This window comes from Streptomyces phyllanthi (assembly GCF_009377205.1).
Lineage (GTDB): Bacteria > Actinomycetota > Actinomycetes > Streptomycetales > Streptomycetaceae > Streptomyces > Streptomyces phyllanthi.
Genome location: NZ_VJZE01000053.1, coordinates 19,113 through 33,220, shown reverse-complemented (window position 1 = coordinate 33,220; position 14,108 = coordinate 19,113). Strand labels below are relative to the sequence as shown.

At 70.4% G+C, this 14,108-nt stretch carries 17 protein-coding genes and 5 tRNA genes; 6 read left to right on the top strand and 16 right to left on the bottom strand.

The annotated features are described in order from the left end of the window. Position 1 precedes the first annotated feature (1 nt). Both thiD and FNH04_RS11040 read right to left on the bottom strand, forming a co-directional pair. Positions 2-802: a bifunctional hydroxymethylpyrimidine kinase/phosphomethylpyrimidine kinase gene (thiD, locus tag FNH04_RS11045; RefSeq protein ID WP_152782938.1), complete on the bottom strand. Its 801-nt coding sequence runs from the start codon at positions 800-802 to the stop codon at positions 2-4. A gap of 26 nt (positions 803-828) precedes the next feature. Further along, positions 829-1,794 carry a thiamine-phosphate kinase gene (locus FNH04_RS11040; RefSeq protein WP_322722907.1) on the bottom strand — a complete coding sequence of 322 codons (966 nt, stop codon included), beginning with the start codon at positions 1,792-1,794 and terminating at the stop codon, positions 829-831. Between the two features lie 294 nt (positions 1,795-2,088). On the opposite strand from FNH04_RS11040, the gene FNH04_RS11035 reads away from it, so the two are divergent. Both FNH04_RS11035 and FNH04_RS11030 read left to right on the top strand, forming a co-directional pair. Next, positions 2,089-2,322 (top strand): Lrp/AsnC family transcriptional regulator, encoded by a 234-nt coding sequence (locus tag FNH04_RS11035; RefSeq protein WP_017947604.1) that lies wholly within the window; start codon positions 2,089-2,091, stop codon positions 2,320-2,322. A 20-nt stretch (positions 2,323-2,342) separates the two neighbouring features. After that, positions 2,343-2,861 carry a DUF3515 domain-containing protein gene (locus FNH04_RS11030; RefSeq protein ID WP_322722906.1) on the top strand — a complete coding sequence of 173 codons (519 nt, stop codon included), beginning with the start codon at positions 2,343-2,345 and terminating at the stop codon, positions 2,859-2,861. A gap of 21 nt (positions 2,862-2,882) precedes the next feature. On the opposite strand, the gene FNH04_RS11025 is transcribed toward FNH04_RS11030, so the two are convergent. The 3 genes from FNH04_RS11025 to FNH04_RS11015 form a co-directional block, all read right to left on the bottom strand. After that, on the bottom strand, positions 2,883-4,040 hold the full coding sequence (locus FNH04_RS11025; protein WP_152782931.1) for a D-alanine--D-alanine ligase family protein: 1,158 nt from the start codon (positions 4,038-4,040) through the stop codon (positions 2,883-2,885). 81 nt (positions 4,041-4,121) lie between these two features. Then, the gene (locus tag FNH04_RS11020) at positions 4,122-5,132 is read right to left on the bottom strand and encodes an NAD(P)H-dependent glycerol-3-phosphate dehydrogenase (protein WP_322722905.1); all 1,011 of its coding nucleotides are present in this window, start codon (positions 5,130-5,132) and stop codon (positions 4,122-4,124) included. After that, positions 5,129-5,923 (bottom strand): lysophospholipid acyltransferase family protein, encoded by a 795-nt coding sequence (locus tag FNH04_RS11015; RefSeq protein WP_322722904.1) that lies wholly within the window; start codon positions 5,921-5,923, stop codon positions 5,129-5,131. Before FNH04_RS11015 ends, FNH04_RS11020 begins: the two co-directional genes overlap by 4 nt. 203 nt (positions 5,924-6,126) lie before the next feature. Here FNH04_RS11015 and cofC point away from each other — a divergent pair, with 203 nt between their 5' ends. Together cofC and FNH04_RS47495 are read left to right on the top strand one after the other, a co-directional pair. Continuing rightward, a complete protein-coding gene (gene cofC, locus FNH04_RS11010) occupies positions 6,127-6,765 on the top strand; it encodes a 2-phospho-L-lactate guanylyltransferase (protein ID WP_322722903.1) in 639 nt (212 codons plus the stop codon). Between the two features lie 10 nt (positions 6,766-6,775). Further along, positions 6,776-6,979 (top strand): hypothetical protein, encoded by a 204-nt coding sequence (locus FNH04_RS47495; protein ID WP_228031277.1) that lies wholly within the window; start codon positions 6,776-6,778, stop codon positions 6,977-6,979. A gap of 101 nt (positions 6,980-7,080) precedes the next feature. Here FNH04_RS47495 and FNH04_RS11005 read toward each other — a convergent pair whose 3' ends face one another. From FNH04_RS11005 to leuC, 4 genes are all read right to left on the bottom strand, one after another. Next, a complete protein-coding gene (locus tag FNH04_RS11005) occupies positions 7,081-7,719 on the bottom strand; it encodes an HU family DNA-binding protein (protein ID WP_322722902.1) in 639 nt (212 codons plus the stop codon). Positions 7,720-7,858: 139 nt separating this feature from the next. Continuing rightward, entirely contained in the window at positions 7,859-8,089 is a 231-nt protein-coding gene (locus FNH04_RS11000; RefSeq protein ID WP_152782929.1) for an SCO5555 family protein, read from the bottom strand. Between the two features lie 299 nt (positions 8,090-8,388). After that, on the bottom strand, positions 8,389-8,982 hold the full coding sequence (gene leuD / locus FNH04_RS10995) for a 3-isopropylmalate dehydratase small subunit (protein WP_152782925.1): 594 nt from the start codon (positions 8,980-8,982) through the stop codon (positions 8,389-8,391). 6 nt (positions 8,983-8,988) lie between these two features. After that, positions 8,989-10,419 (bottom strand): 3-isopropylmalate dehydratase large subunit, encoded by a 1,431-nt coding sequence (gene leuC / locus FNH04_RS10990; RefSeq protein WP_152782922.1) that lies wholly within the window; start codon positions 10,417-10,419, stop codon positions 8,989-8,991. 193 nt (positions 10,420-10,612) lie between these two features. On the opposite strand from leuC, the gene ndgR reads away from it, so the two are divergent. Next, complete coding sequence (ndgR, locus tag FNH04_RS10985; protein ID WP_026278050.1) at positions 10,613-11,329, top strand: IclR family transcriptional regulator NdgR; 717 nt, start codon at positions 10,613-10,615, stop codon at positions 11,327-11,329. Between the two features lie 51 nt (positions 11,330-11,380). On the opposite strand, the gene FNH04_RS10980 is transcribed toward ndgR, so the two are convergent. Further along, positions 11,381-11,911: a DUF4188 domain-containing protein gene (locus FNH04_RS10980; RefSeq protein WP_152782919.1), complete on the bottom strand. Its 531-nt coding sequence runs from the start codon at positions 11,909-11,911 to the stop codon at positions 11,381-11,383. Between the two features lie 80 nt (positions 11,912-11,991). On the opposite strand from FNH04_RS10980, the gene FNH04_RS10975 reads away from it, so the two are divergent. Next, positions 11,992-12,633 (top strand): MerR family transcriptional regulator, encoded by a 642-nt coding sequence (locus FNH04_RS10975; RefSeq protein WP_152782916.1) that lies wholly within the window; start codon positions 11,992-11,994, stop codon positions 12,631-12,633. 88 nt (positions 12,634-12,721) lie between these two features. Here the strand turns inward: FNH04_RS10975 and FNH04_RS10970 are convergent. From FNH04_RS10970 to FNH04_RS10945, 6 genes are all read right to left on the bottom strand, one after another. Then, positions 12,722-12,794: transfer RNA gene (locus FNH04_RS10970), tRNA-Glu, on the bottom strand. Positions 12,795-12,822: 28 nt separating this feature from the next. Then, positions 12,823-12,894: transfer RNA gene (locus tag FNH04_RS10965), tRNA-Gln, on the bottom strand. Positions 12,895-12,914: 20 nt separating this feature from the next. Then, positions 12,915-12,987, bottom strand: a tRNA-Glu gene (locus tag FNH04_RS10960). 22 nt (positions 12,988-13,009) lie between these two features. Next, positions 13,010-13,082: transfer RNA gene (locus FNH04_RS10955), tRNA-Glu, on the bottom strand. Positions 13,083-13,120: 38 nt separating this feature from the next. Next, positions 13,121-13,192, bottom strand: a tRNA-Gln gene (locus FNH04_RS10950). A 90-nt stretch (positions 13,193-13,282) separates the two neighbouring features. After that, positions 13,283-14,017, bottom strand: coding sequence for an HAD family hydrolase (locus FNH04_RS10945; RefSeq protein WP_152782913.1), 735 nt, complete (start codon positions 14,015-14,017; stop codon positions 13,283-13,285). Between the last annotated feature and the right edge of the window lie 91 nt (positions 14,018-14,108).

Here is a 14,108-nt window from a genome sequence, read left to right as displayed (position 1 = left end):
GCTACCCCACCCGCGGCCTGAACGCCCAGCCGTGGTCCACCGGCCCGATCCCCCCGCCGAGCGCGAACCCGGCGGCGATCGCCCCGGTCACGTACTCCTTGGCCGCCGCCACCGCCTCCGGCACGGACTGCCCCTTCGCCAGCTGTGACGCGATCGCCGACGCGAGGGTGCAGCCGGTCCCGTGGGTGTGCCGGTTGTCGTGCCGTGACGCGCGCAGCCAGTGCTCCTCGGTGCCGTCGGTCAGCAGGTCCACGGCGTCACCGGGCAGGTGGCCGCCCTTGATCAGCACCCAGGTCGGCCCGTACTCCAGCACGGCCGCGGCGGCCCGCCCCAGGTCGTCCTCCGACTCGGCCCGGACACCGGTGAGTTGGGTGACCTCGTTCAGGTTCGGCGTCGCCACCGTCGCGACGGGCAGCAGCTTCGTCCGCACCGAGTCCAGCGCGGAGGCCGCCAGCAGCGGATCGCCGTGCTTGGAGACGCCCACCGGGTCGACGACGGCCGGAGCGTCCGTGCCGCCGATCAACTCGGCCACCGCCTCGACGAGTTCGGCCGAGGCCAGCATGCCGGTCTTCACCGCCTGGACGCCGATGTCGTCCACGACGCTGCGGTACTGGGCGCGCACCGCCTCCACGGGCAGCTCCCAGGCGCCCTGCACGCCAACGGAGTTCTGGGCCGTGACCGCCGTGACGACGCTCATGCCGTGCACGCCCAGCGCGAGCATCGTCTTCAGGTCGGCCTGGATCCCGGCCCCTCCACCGGAGTCGGATCCCGCGACGGTCAGCACCCTCGGCGGCACGCTCATGGAGGGCTCCGTCCCGGAGGGCGCCGTCATGACTCGATGTCCCCGAAGTGGTCCCAGCCGCCCTTGCTCGTCCACGGTGCCCCGTCGACGGTCACCTGGGGCAGCGCCGAGGGATTGAGCACCTCGCCGATCACCTTCCAGCGGGCGGGCAGCTTCACGTCCGGCGGGAAGGTCGCCACGATCGCGTGGTCCTCCCCTCCGGTCAGCACCCACTGGAGGGGATCGACGCCCACCGCCTGCCCGATGTCGTTCATCTGGGAGGGGATGTCGATCGCGCCCGAGCGGATGTCTATACGCACCTTGCTGGCCTCGGCGATGTGCCCGAGGTCGGCGATCAGTCCGTCACTCACGTCGCACATCGCCGTCGCGCCCAGCCCGGCCGCCGCGGGGCCCGCGTGGTACGGCGGCTCGGGGCGCCGGTGGGCCTCCACGAAGGCCCGCGGCGAGCGGAACCCGCGGGAGAGCACCGCGTGCCCTGCGGCGGACCAGCCGAGCCAGCCGGTCACGGCCACGAGGTCACCGGGCCGCGCGCCGGCCCGGGTCACGGGCTCGTGGTTGCGCAGGTCTCCGAGCGCGGTGATCGACACCGTGATCGTGTCGCCGCGTACGACATCACCGCCGACCACCGCCGCCCCCGCGACCTGGCACTCGTCGCGCAACCCGTCCATCAGCTCGGACGGCCAGGTCGCCGGAAGCTCCGCGGGGACGACCAGACCGAGCAGCAGCGCCGTCGGTACGGCCCCCATGGCGGCGATGTCCGCGAGGTTCTGCGCCGCGGCCTTGCGCCCGACGTCGTACGCCGTGGACCAGTCGCGGCGGAAGTGCCGCCCCTCCAGGAGGATGTCGGTGCTCGCCACGACCCTGCGGTCGGGCGCGGCCACCACCGCGGCGTCGTCGCCGGGGCCGACCCGGACCGCCGGGGTGGTGGTGAGCCGCGAGGTGAGCTCCCTGATGAGCCCGAACTCGCCGAGCTCGCCCACGGTTCCCTTCACCGTGTCTCACCTGGTCCTTTCAACGGTCTTCGCTCCATCCCACCCGATTTTCGGCCCGAGGGCCGGGGGGTGCTCCCCGGGACGGCACGGCTTTCGCCGCACGTCCCCTCCTCCGGCCGCCCGGTCGCGAGCCGTCATGGTCCTCGGTACGGTCGCATCAACCGTCAACCACTGTCGATCGTGCACCCCGGAGTGTGCGCCACAGTCACCATGGGTCTCCCCGTGGTGAGCGGCGACGCGATACCGTGGCGTTCCTTTTCCCCACATGATCCTCGTGGCCGCCCTGGAGGTTCCGTGGTACAGGCGTACATCCTGATCCAGACGGAAGTCGGCAAGGCGTCGACCGTCGCCGACACCATCAGCAAGATCCCTGGAGTCATCCAGGCCGAGGATGTGACAGGCCCCTATGACGTGATCGTGCGCGCGCAGGCCGACACGGTCGACGAACTCGGCCGCATGGTGGTCGCGAAAGTCCAGCAAGTGGACGGCATCACCCGCACCCTGACCTGCCCGGTCGTGCACCTCTAGCCCCCGTCTACCCTTGGCCGGTGAACTTCTTCCGTCACCGGCACCGCATCCATCCCGGACCGCCCGCCCTGGCGCTGTTGATCGCCACGGCGGGCTGTTCCTCGAGCGACGACAACGCCTCGCTCGCGGTTCCGAGTCCGGACGCGAAGGTCACCACGATGTGCCGGAACCTGGACGAGGCACTGCCGCGGACGGTGGACGGCCTCGACCGGGGTGATCCCCGGCCGCGGTCCGCACTGACCGCGGCCTGGGGAAGCTCGGCGATCATACTGCGCTGCGGTGTGGAGCGGCCGCCCAAGATGGTCGACCCGAAGGTGCCCACCGGTGGCGACCCCGACGCGGTGGCGGGCAAGGTGGACGGCATCGGCTGGCTGATGGAGAAGCGGGACGACGGGTCGTACCGTTTCACCACCTCAAGCCGCCTCGCGTACGTCGAGGTCACCGTGTCGAAGGAGCGGGCCGGACAGGACAGCTCCCCCGTGCTCATCGATCTGACCCCGGCCATCAAGAAGGCGGTACCCGAGGGGATCGCCGACTGACGCGACCCCGGAGTTCGCGGGCTACCGCAGCCCCGTGGACCTCCGCAGCGCCGCCTGCACCAACCGGTCGATCAGGTCCGGGTAGCTGATGCCGCTCGCCTGCCACATCTGCGGGTACATGGAGATCGGCGTCATGCCGGGCATCGTGTTGATCTCGTTGATGACGAACTCGCCGTCCTCGGTGAGGAAGAAGTCCGCGCGCACGAGCCCCTCGCAGGAGGCGGCCTCGAAGGCGTCCACCGCGAGCCGCTGGACCTCGGCGGTCTGCTCCTCGGTGAGCGGGGCGGGCACGACACCGGGGGTCGAGTCGATGTACTTGGCCTCGAAGTCGTAGTAGGCCTGGGCCTCGGGCGGCGGGATCTCCGCGGGGACCGAGGGGCGCGGCCCGTCCTCGAACTCCAGGACGCCGCACTCGATCTCCCGGCCGCGCACCGCCGCCTCGACGATGATCTTCGGGTCGTGGTGCTGGGCGGCGGCGATAGCCTCGTCGAGGCCGGACAGGTCGTCGACCTTGGTGATGCCGATCGAGGAACCCGCGCGCGCGGGCTTCACGAACAGCGGCCAGCCGTACTCGCCCGCGAAGTCGATGATCTTCTTGCGGGCGGCGGACTCGTCGCGCTCCCATTCGCGCGGACGGATCACCACGTACGGGCCGACCTTGAGCCCGAAGGAGGTGAACACCCGCTTCATGTACTCCTTGTCCTGGCCGACCGCCGAGGCGAGAACGCCCGAACCGACGTACGGGACCCCGGAGAGCTCCAGGAGGCCCTGGAGGGTGCCGTCCTCGCCGTACGGGCCGTGCAGCACGGGGAAGACGACGTCGACCTCGCCCAGCGCCTTCGGGACGGACCCGGGCTCGCTGTAGACGACTTCGCGGTTCCCCGGGTCGACAGGGAGGATCACACCGCCCTCGTCGGACTCGGCGAGCTGCTCGACGTCCGGCTGCCGCCGGTCGATGATCGCCATCCGCTCCGGCTCGTCCGCCATGAGCGCCCAGCGGCCGTCCCGGGTGATGCCGATCGGCAGGACGTCGTACTTCGTCCGGTCGATGGCACGCAGGACGGAACCGGCGGTGACCACGGAGATCCCGTGTTCGGAGCTGCGGCCGCCGATGACGACAGCCACGCGCGGCTTGCGAGGCGGCTGCTCAGGACTCTGGGGGAGGTTCTCGGTGCTCATATCGCGTTGAGAGTACCCGCTGGTATCCCCGTAGTCAGCGCCCGCACCGCGCGTGGGCCGAAGGGGGCGCCGCGCTCCGGCTCAGTGCCGCTCCGGCTTGGCGCTGCGCGACATCAGCTCCTTCAGCGCGACCACCGGCGGCTTGCCCTCGTGGACGATCCCGACGACGGTCTCGGTGATGGGCGTGTCCACACCGTGCCTGCGCGCCAAGTCCAGTACGGACTCACAGGACTTGACCCCCTCGGCGGTCTGTTTGGTGACCGCGATGGTCTCCTCCAGGGTCATGCCCTTGCCGAGGTTGGTGCCGAAGGTGTGGTTGCGGGAGAGGGGCGAGGAGCAGGTGGCCACGAGGTCGCCGAGGCCGGCGAGCCCGGAGAACGTCAGCGGGTCGGCGCCCATGGCGAGGCCGAGCCGGGTGGTCTCCGCGAGGCCGCGGGTGATGAGCGAGCCCTTGGCGTTGTCGCCGAGGCCCATGCCGTCCGCGATGCCGACGGCGAGACCGATGACGTTCTTCACGGCGCCGCCGAGTTCGCAGCCGACCACGTCGGTGTTGGTGTACGGCCGGAAGTACGGCGTGTGGCAGGCGGCCTGGAGGCGCCGGGCGACGTCCTCGTCGGTGCAGGCGACCACGGAGGCGGCCGGCATACGGGCGGCGATCTCGCGGGCGAGGTTGGGCCCGGTGACCACGGCGACGCGGTCCTGCCCGACCTTGGCGACATCCTCGATGACCTCGCTCATCCGCATGGCGGAGCCGAGTTCGACGCCCTTCATGAGGGAGACGAGGACGGTGTCGGGGGCCAGCAGGGGCGCCCATTCGGCGAGATTGCCGCGCAGGGTCTGCGAGGGGACCGCGAGGACGGTGAAGTCGGCATCGGCGGCGGCCTCGGCCGGGTCCGTGGTGGCCCTCAGGTTCGCCGGGAGCTCGACACCGGGCAGGTAGTCGGGGTTGGTCCGGGTGGAGTTGACCGCGTCCGCGAGTTCCGCGCGCCGCCCCCACAGGGTGACGTCGCACCCCGCGTCGGCGAGCACCATCCCGAAGGCCGTGCCCCACGAACCGGTGCCGAAGACGGCCGCCTTGACCGGCTTGCTCACGTGCTCTGCCCCTCTTCCTGTCCCAGCTTGCCCTGGTCGCGTCGCCCGGTCCGCTCCGCGTGGGCGGCCCGGCGGCGCTGCTCGATGCGCACCTGCTTCGGGTCGTACGGCGTCTCGGGCGCCTTCTCGCCGCGGACGGTCTCCAGTTGCGCGGTGATGGCGGCCATGATGACCTCGGTGGCCTCCTTGAGGAGCTCCGGGGTCATCTCCTTGTCGTAGAAGCGCGAGAGGTCCACCGGCGGGCCCACCAGCACGTGATGGGTCTTGCGCGGAAGGATGTTGGGCTTCTTCGCGTACGGCGGCAGCAGCAGGTTGGCGCCCCACTGGGCCACCGGGATCACCGGGCACCTGGTCTGCAGGGCGACCCGTGCGGCCCCGGTCTTGCCGGTCATGGGCCACAGGCCGGGGTCGCGGGTGAGGGTGCCCTCGGGGTAGAAGGCGACGCACTCGCCGCGCTCCACGGCGTCGATCGCGGCCCGGAACGCGCTCAGCGCGTCGGTGCTCTCCCGGTAGACGGGGATCTGTCCGGTGCCGCGCATCGCGGCGCCCACGAATCCCTTCCTGAAAAGACCGCTCTTCGCGAGGAATCGCGGAACGCGCCCGGTGTTGTACTGAAAGTGCGCGTAGGCGAAGGGATCGATGTGGGAATTGTGGTTCACCGCGGTGATAAATCCGCCGTCGGCCGGAATGTTCTCCATTCCGCGCCAGTCCCGCTTGAGCAGAACCACCAGCGGCGGTTTGCAGAGGACCGCAGCGAAGCGGTACCAGAAGCCGATTCTGCGGCGGGGCACGCGGACACCTTCCTCTAGAACCTGGGGCCGGGGCCCGGGGAGCCGCACAAGTGTGGCCCCAAGCCGACGGTCTGTCGAGAACACCGTACGCCCCGGCGGTCGAAGCACCAGGGTGCCCTGGGCATGGGGCTCGTAAAGGCCGGGTGACAATGGCCGCCGGCGTACAAGGGACGAAGGCCCGGCGAGGGAGGAGCGGAACGCTCGTGCAGTGGACCCTGGTCGTGCCTCTGAAGCCTTTGGCGCGAGCCAAGAGCAGACTCTCGGACGCCGCCGGCGACGGGGTGCGCCCTGGGCTGGCGCTCGCGTTCGCGCAGGACACGGTGGCGGCGGCGCTCGCCTGCCCGGCCGTGCGGGATGTGGCAGTCGTCACGGACGACGAGCTGGCCGGCCGAGAGCTGGGCGCACTGGGGGCCCGTATCGTCCCGGACGCCCCGCGGGCGGGTCTGAACGCGGCTCTGAGGCACGCGGAGGGGGCCGTCCGCACCGTACGTCCCGAAAAGGCCGTCGCGGCCCTGAACGCCGATCTGCCGGCTCTGCGCCCCGGCGAATTGGCCCGGGTACTGGACGCGGCCGCGGAATTCCCCCGCGCTTTCCTCGCGGACGCGGCGGCAATGGGCACGACACTGCTGGCCGCGCGTCCCGGAGCGGAATTGCTTCCGGCCTTCGGCACCGGTTCCCGCGCCCGCCATCGCGCCTCGGGGGCCGAGGAGCTCGCCCTCGACGCGGTGGACTCCGTACGCCAGGACGTCGACACCGGCAGCGACCTGCGGGCTGCGCTGGCGCTCGGGGTGGGACCCCGAACGGCCGCCGCTGCCGCGCGGCTGTTGATCCCGGGCCAGTAGGCTGCGAAGCATGCAGGCGACCGCGTACACGTACGACCCCGAGACCCGCAGCGGCCAGGTGCTGCTCGACGACGGCACCCCGGTGCCGTTCGACGGGCCGGCGTTCGACGCGGGCGGGCTGCGGCTGCTGCGGCCCGGGCAGCGGGTGCGCATCGAGACCGAGGGCGAGGGCGAGGCCCGCCGGATCATCCTGGTGACGCTGCAGACGCTCTGAGGCGCCGGAGCCGCTCCCTGCGGAGGGCGAGTGCCCCCGGACACGCCGCGGGCCGGGCTCCCAGGGGAGCCCGGCCCGGCGCGTGAGTGCCCGCGCCCTGTTCAGCTGCGGGCGTTGGTGGTCTTCTTGGCGGTGGTCTTGCGTGCCGCGGTCTTCTTGGCCGGGGCCTTCTTGGCCGTCGCCTTCTTGGCCGGGGCCTTCTTGGCCGCCGTCTTCTTGGCGGCGGTCGACTTGGCCGTCGTCTTCTTGGCGGCCGCCGTGGTCTTCTTGGTGGGGGCCTTCTTCGCCGTCGTCTTCTTCGCGGCGGCCGTGGTCTTCTTGGCGGTCGTCTTCTTCGCGGCGGCCGCGGTCTTCTTGGCGGCGGTCTTCTTGGCCGCGGCCTTCTTGACCGTCGCCGAAACACCGCCGGTGAGGCTGCCCTTGGGCGCCTTCTTCACCGCCACCTCGCCACCGCGCGGGAGCTTCTTCGAACCGCTCACGAGGTCCTTGAAGCCCTGGCCCGCGCGGAAGCGCGGCACAGCGGTCTTCTTGACCCGAACCCGCTCACCCGTCTGCGGGTTGCGGGCGTAGCGGGCCGGGCGGTCGACCTTCTCGAACGAACCGAAGCCGGTGACCGAGACCCGCTCACCCGCGACCACCGCGCGGACGATGGCGTCCAGAACATGGTCCACGGCATCGGCAGCCTGCTGGCGGCCGCCCATCTTGTCCGCGATCGCTTCTACGAGCTGCGCCTTGTTCACGTCTTCCCCTTCGGAGACATCGCCAGAACGAAAGTGTTCAAGCTTTTTCGCACGTTAGGCAGATATATACCGCAAATCAAACACGAAACGGGCTAATCACCCTTGTGCCGCAGCAGACTCGGACTGTCGCGGGAGTTCCTCAGCGGCCCTCTTCGGGGGTCCGGCCCTCGTCGAGGTCCGCCATGAAGCTCTCCAGACGTCTTGCCGCGTCGGCGAGGTCGTGCTTGGCCATGGCCGTAATGACCAGCAGCTTCCGGGTCAGCGCCATCCGTACGCCCTCCGGGACTTGCGATGCGCGCACCCTTGCGTGCGCTTCCTTGAGTCGGTCCGCGACTGCCGTATAGAGCTCGAGTTGGCCGTCGTGTTCCATGCACAGATTGTGCCATCTGGGGCGAGTTGTCGCCTGCGCAGGGGGCAACTACCGTCTCCCGGCGCCCTCCCGAACACCTCGGCGTGACGCGGCCCGGAGGGTCGGGTACCCCGGCAAACACCCTTGTAACCAGGGGAGTTGAACTCATCCAGGTGCCTGCTCGAACCCCTGGTGGGGCCAGACACACCTGTACCCCCAACCGTCCACGATTGGGGGTACAAAGGGGTGTTGCGGTGGCTGGAATCAGCCTTGTGCGCAAGCCGGGGAGGTCTCCTCGGGCGCCCTCACCGGCCTCGGGCTCAGATCTTGAGCGTCTGCGGCTTGTACGAGGGGCGCTTGGCCTCGTACGCGGCGATGTCGGCCTCGTTCTGGAGCGTGATGGAGATGTCGTCCAGCCCGTTCAGCAGCCGCCAGCGGGAGTTCTCGTCCAGCTCGAAGGAGGCGGTGATGCCCTCGGCGCGCACCTCACGCGCCTCAAGGTCCACAGTGACCTCGGCCTGCGCGTCCTTCTCGGTGATCTCCCACAGCGCGTCCACGATCTTCTGCTCCAGGACGACCGTGAGCAGACCGTTCTTGAGCGAGTTGCCGCGGAAGATGTCCGCGAAGCGGGACGAGATGACCGCCTTGAACCCGTAGTTCTGCAGCGCCCAGACGGCATGCTCGCGGGAGGAGCCGGTACCGAAGTCGGGTCCGGCGACCAGGACCGTGGCACCCCGGCGCTCGGGCCGGTTGAGCACGAACTCCGGGTCCTTGCGCCAGGCCTCGAACAGCCCGTCCTCGAACCCGTCCCGGGTCACCTTCTTGAGCCAGTGGGCGGGGATGATCTGGTCGGTGTCGACGTTGCTGCGGCGCAGCGGGACGGCCCGGCCGGTGTGCGTGGTGAATGCTTCCATGGCTGATCAGACTCCAGCGGGCGTGACGGTGGCGGCGTCGGACAGGTCGGCGGGGGACGCCAGGTGGCCCAGGACGGCCGTGGCGGCGGCGACCTGCGGCGAGACCAGGTGCGTACGGCCGCCCTTGCCCTGCCTGCCCTCGAAGTTGCGGTTGGAGGTGGACGCGGAGCGCTCACCGGGGGCCAGCTGGTCCGGGTTCATGCCCAGACACATGGAGCAGCCCGCGTGCCGCCACTCGGCGCCGGCCTCCTTGAAGACCACGTCCAGGCCCTCGGAGACGGCCTGCAGACCCACGCGCGCGGAGCCGGGGACGACCAGCATCCGTACGTTGTCGGCGATTTTGCGGCCCTCGACGATCGCGGCGGCGGCACGCAGGTCCTCGATACGGCCGTTGGTGCACGAACCTACGAAGACGGTGTCCACCTTGATGGACCGCAGCGGCTGTCCGGCCTCCAACCCCATGTACTCCAGGGCCTTTTCGGCGGCGAAGCGCTCCGAGGCGTCCTCGTACGAAGCAGGGTCGGGGACGGACGCCGAAAGGGGCGCTCCCTGGCCGGGGTTGGTGCCCCAGGTAACGAACGGCGACAGCTCGTCGGCGTTGATGACGACCTCGGCGTCGAACTCGGCGTCGTCGTCGGTGCGCAGCGTCTTCCAGTACTCGACGGCGGCGTCCCAGTCGGCACCCTCGGGGGCGTGCGGACGGCCCTTGAGGTACGCGAAGGTGGTCTCGTCGGGGGCGATCATGCCCGCGCGGGCGCCGGCCTCGATCGACATGTTGCAGATGGTCATCCGGGCCTCCATCGAGAGCTTCTCGATGGCGGAGCCGCGGTACTCCAGGACGTAGCCCTGGCCGCCGCCCGTGCCGATCTTCGCGATGATCGCCAGGATCAGGTCCTTGGCCGTGACGCCCTCGGGCAGCTCGCCCTCGACGGTGATGGCCATGGTCTTCGGGCGGGCCATCGGCAGCGTCTGGGTGGCCAGCACGTGCTCCACCTGGGAGGTGCCGATACCGAACGCCAGACCGCCGAAGGCGCCGTGCGTGGAGGTGTGGGAGTCACCGCAGACGACCGTCATGCCGGGCTGGGTCAGACCCAGCTGCGGGCCCACGACGTGGACGACGCCCTGCTCGACGTCACCGAGCGGGTGCAGGCGCACACCGAACTCGGCGGCGTTCTTGCGCAGCGTCTCCAGCTGGACACGGGAGACCGGGTCGGCGATGGGCTTGTCGATGTCGAGGGTCGGGGTGTTGTGATCCTCGGTCGCGATGGTGAGGTCGAGCCGGCGCACCGTGCGGCCGCTCTTGCGGAGGCCGTCGAAGGCCTGGGGGCTGGTCACCTCGTGCAGCAGGTGCAGATCGATGAAGAGGAGGTCGGGCTCGCCCTCGGCGCGCCGGACGACATGGTCGTCCCAGACCTTCTCCGCGAGTGTCCTACCCATCGCTTTCCCTCCGGCCGGCCTGTTTCCGCGCCGGCGCAACTAGAGATCTTGGGGTGGCTCCGCCCGTACCCCCCGGCTTCCGGACGTGTGCCGCCGGGCCCGTTGGTCGGCGGGCCGCTGTGACTATCCAGGGTGGCGCGTTCCACGGAAAATTGAACTTGCGTTTCACAGAGTGAGACGCGAGTATCGTTGCATGGACAACAGTAGCGGCGTCGGCGTTCTGGACAAGGCAGCCCTTGTCCTGAGCGCACTGGAGTCCGGTCCGGCCACCCTCGCGGGACTGGTCGCGGCGACCGGACTGGCACGACCCACGGCCCACCGGCTGGCCGTGGCTCTGGAACACCACCGCATGGTGGCACGTGACATGCAGGGCCGTTTCATCCTCGGCCCGCGCCTCGCCGAGCTGGCCGCGGCGGCCGGCGAGGACCGTCTCCTCGCCACGGCGGGCCCGGTGCTCACCCATCTCCGTGATGTCACGGGCGAGAGCGCACAGCTCTACCGCCGCCAGGGCGACATGCGGATCTGCGTCGCCGCGGCGGAGCGGCTGTCCGGCCTGAGGGACACGGTCCCGGTCGGTTCGACGCTCACGATGAAGGCGGGCTCCTCGGCCCAGATCCTGATGGCCTGGGAGGAGCCGGAGCGGCTGCACCGCGGTCTGCAGGGTGCCCGTTTCACGGCGACGGCCCTGTCGGGCGTACGGCGCCGGGGCTGGGCCCAGTCGATCGGCGAGCGCGAGCCGGGTGTCGCGTCGGTCTCCGCGCCCGTGCGCGGTCCCTCCAACCGCGTGGTGGCCGCCGTCTCGGTCTCCGGACCGATCGAGCGTCTGACGCGCCACCCGGGCCGTATGCACGCCCAGGCGGTCATCGACGCCGCCGCCCGCCTCTCCGAGGCCCTGCGCCGCTCCGGCTGACACCCCCGTACGTCAGCCGCCCCATCCGCACGTCACCGGGACGGGCCCGCCTCAACGCCGCGGCAGGCCCTCCCCCGGCTCGACCGTCCGCACCGACCGGTAGGCGAACCGGTCCTTCCCCCGCCGCCCCCGCGCCTCCAGCGGCAGCACCCCGTGCGCCGCCGCGAGCCCGAACGCCGGCATGTCGCCGTAGACCGACTCGTACGCCCCCTCGGGCACGACGTACGTCTCGTGCCAGATCCCCACGTGGGCGCGCTTCCCGGCCTTCTCCCTGCGGTTCACGGCCGCCCACGCCTTGTGGTGGAACATGTCGGACGCCGAGGCGTAGGCGTAGAGCTTCTCCTTGGACTCCCAGTACTGGACGACGTAGTACGTCCGCGGGGACGCCGTCAGCAGGATGTGGTGCAGCAGCCCCCGGCCGCGATCCCTCCCCAGTTCGCGGAGCATGCGCGGCATCGCCAGGAACACCGGCAGCCAGTGGCGCACGGCCCGGAAGCGGTTGATGCGCATGCCGATGAGCAGGACCACCACGTCCCCCTCGGCCGCCGCAGTGGTGCGCCCCGCGTTGGTCTTGGCGAACATGGCTCCCCCTTGGTTGGCTAGCGCCGCTATCCGACGTCCCGTGTTTGGATGGTGCCGCCCCCCGACGAGAGGCGCAAGGGATGCGGCTGGCCGAACTCAGCGAGCGCAGCGGTGTGTCCACCGCGACGATCAAGTACTACCTGCGCGAAGGGCTGTTGGCGCCGGGCCGCCAGGTCAACGCGACGACGGCCGAGTACGACGAGAGCCATCTGCGACGGCTGCGCCTGGTGCGCGCGCTGATCCAGGTGGGCCGGGTGCCGGTGGCGACCGCCAGGGAGGTCCTCGGCCATGTGGACGACGAGTCCCTGGGCCGTACGATCCGGCTGGGCGCGGCCCTTTGGGCACTGCCCCAGGTTCCGGAGCCCGACGAGACGGACCCCGCGGTGGCGGCGGCACGGCGCGAGGTGGACCGGTTGCTGAGCTCGCTGGGCTGGGCGACCGCGCGCGAGCTCGGCCCCCTCTCCCCCGTCCATCGCTCGCTGGTGGTGGCGCTGGCCACGCTGATCCGGCTCGGCTACGCCTGGGACGCCGAACTGATGGCGCCGTACGCGAAGTTGATGCACCAGGTGGCCATGCGCGATCTGGACTTCCTGGAGACGCACGGATCGGAGGCGGAGCGGGTGGAGACGGCGGTCGCGGCGGCCGTGCTCTTCGAACCGGTGCTGCGGGCGCTGCACGGTCTGGCCCAGGAGGAGGAGTCGGCGCGGCGGTACGGGCTGTAGGCACCCGGTGCGGCCCCCGCGGGGGCCGCACCGGGTGCCGGAGAAACGCCGGTGGCCCTCCACCGAAGTGGAGGGCCACCGTATGACGTACCCCCGACCGGATTCGAACCGGCGCTACCGCCTTGAGAGGGCGGCGTGCTAGGCCGCTACACAACGGGGGCGTGGATTCTGCGTTTCCGCAGATCCGAGCTGGTCTACCTGGACTCGAACCAAGACTAACTGAACCAGAATCAGTCGTGCTGCCAATTACACCATAGACCAATGTGGTTTAGACCAGTCAGTACCCCCGACCGGATTCGAACCGGCGCTACCGCCTTGAGAGGGCGGCGTGCTAGGCCGCTACACAACGGGGGCCCTAGCGATCCCGAAGGATCCGTACCCCCGACCGGATTCGAACCGGCGCTACTGCCTTGAGAGGGCAGCGTGCTAGGCCGCTACACAACGGGGGCTTGCGGATGTGATCCGCGATGCAGATGAGCTCTGCGAGCTGGCCTACCTGGACTCGAACCAAGACTAACTGAACCAGAATCAGTCGTGCTGCCAATTACACCATAGGCCACTGGAACGCAAGCCCCTGAGGGGATCTTGTTCTAGCTTGCGCCTCCGGGTCCCGGCCTTTCGGCCCGCTCTCGGCGGCGCAGGAAGAACATTACCCGAAGGTGGACGGCGCTCCAAAACGAGTATCGCCATGGAGGAGCGCCGGGAGCTCGTCGAGTGAGGCGATCCGGTGAAGGCCGGCGGCGACATCGCCATCCGTGTGCAGGCCGTCCCGGTCGATCCAGACGGACAGCAGACCGGCGTCGGCGGCGCCCTGTCCGTCGATCCTCGGGTGGTCGCCGACATACGCAACTTCGGCCGGGGACAAGGCGAGTTCGGCGCAGATCGCGTTGAAGGCCCGGGCGTCGGGTTTGGCGACGCCCAGCTCGGCGGCACACAGCACGGCCTCGAAGCGGTCGCGGACGCCGAGCATGCGCAGCTTGCGGTCCTGGACGAGGAGACTCGAGTTGGACAGCACGGCGTGTCGGTGGCTGGCGGCGAGCGTGTCGAGCACCGGAAGGACATCGGGGAAGAGCGTCCAGGCGGCCTCGTAGTGGGTGAGGTACCGCTGGAACCACGCGTCGGCCTCGGCATCGGTCAGGGACGGCTCCCCGAGGAAGACCCGCACCCGGTCCCGCCGCTGCCCCTCGAAGTCGACCTCCCCGGCCGCGAACCGCCCCCACTGCTCAAAGGTGGCCTCCCGCCACCGGGCGACGGCCAGCTCCACGGTCTCGTACGCGTCGAGCAGGCCCTCGGCGATCACGTGTCCGCGCATTCCGGCCTGCTCCGCCGCCGTGTACTGGAAGAGAGTGTCGTCGACGTCCCAGACCACGGCTTTGATCGGCATGACACCGACCGTAACCCCCGGGGAACGGACTGTCGATGTCATGGGACCAGCCCGGGACGACACCGTCCGGTCAACGCCTGAGGGGCGGCAC

What these genes read in the sequence shown, in the direction of transcription:
- FNH04_RS10945 (WP_152782913.1), bottom strand. Translation starts at nt 14,017, where the DNA reads ATGCCGATCAAAGCCGTGGTCTGGGACGTCGACGACACTCTCTTCCAG.
- thiD (WP_152782938.1), bottom strand. Translation starts at nt 802, where the DNA reads ATGAGCGTGCCGCCGAGGGTGCTGACCGTCGCGGGATCCGACTCCGGT.
- leuD (WP_152782925.1), bottom strand. Translation starts at nt 8,982, where the DNA reads ATGGAAGCATTCACCACGCACACCGGCCGGGCCGTCCCGCTGCGCCGC.
- FNH04_RS10975 (WP_152782916.1), top strand. Translation starts at nt 11,992, where the DNA reads ATGCGGCTGGCCGAACTCAGCGAGCGCAGCGGTGTGTCCACCGCGACG.
- leuC (WP_152782922.1), bottom strand. Translation starts at nt 10,419, where the DNA reads ATGGGTAGGACACTCGCGGAGAAGGTCTGGGACGACCATGTCGTCCGG.
- ndgR (WP_026278050.1), top strand. Translation starts at nt 10,613, where the DNA reads ATGGACAACAGTAGCGGCGTCGGCGTTCTGGACAAGGCAGCCCTTGTC.
- FNH04_RS47495 (WP_228031277.1), top strand. Translation starts at nt 6,776, where the DNA reads ATGCAGGCGACCGCGTACACGTACGACCCCGAGACCCGCAGCGGCCAG.
- FNH04_RS10980 (WP_152782919.1), bottom strand. Translation starts at nt 11,911, where the DNA reads ATGTTCGCCAAGACCAACGCGGGGCGCACCACTGCGGCGGCCGAGGGG.
- FNH04_RS11000 (WP_152782929.1), bottom strand. Translation starts at nt 8,089, where the DNA reads ATGGAACACGACGGCCAACTCGAGCTCTATACGGCAGTCGCGGACCGA.
- FNH04_RS11025 (WP_152782931.1), bottom strand. Translation starts at nt 4,040, where the DNA reads ATGAGCACCGAGAACCTCCCCCAGAGTCCTGAGCAGCCGCCTCGCAAG.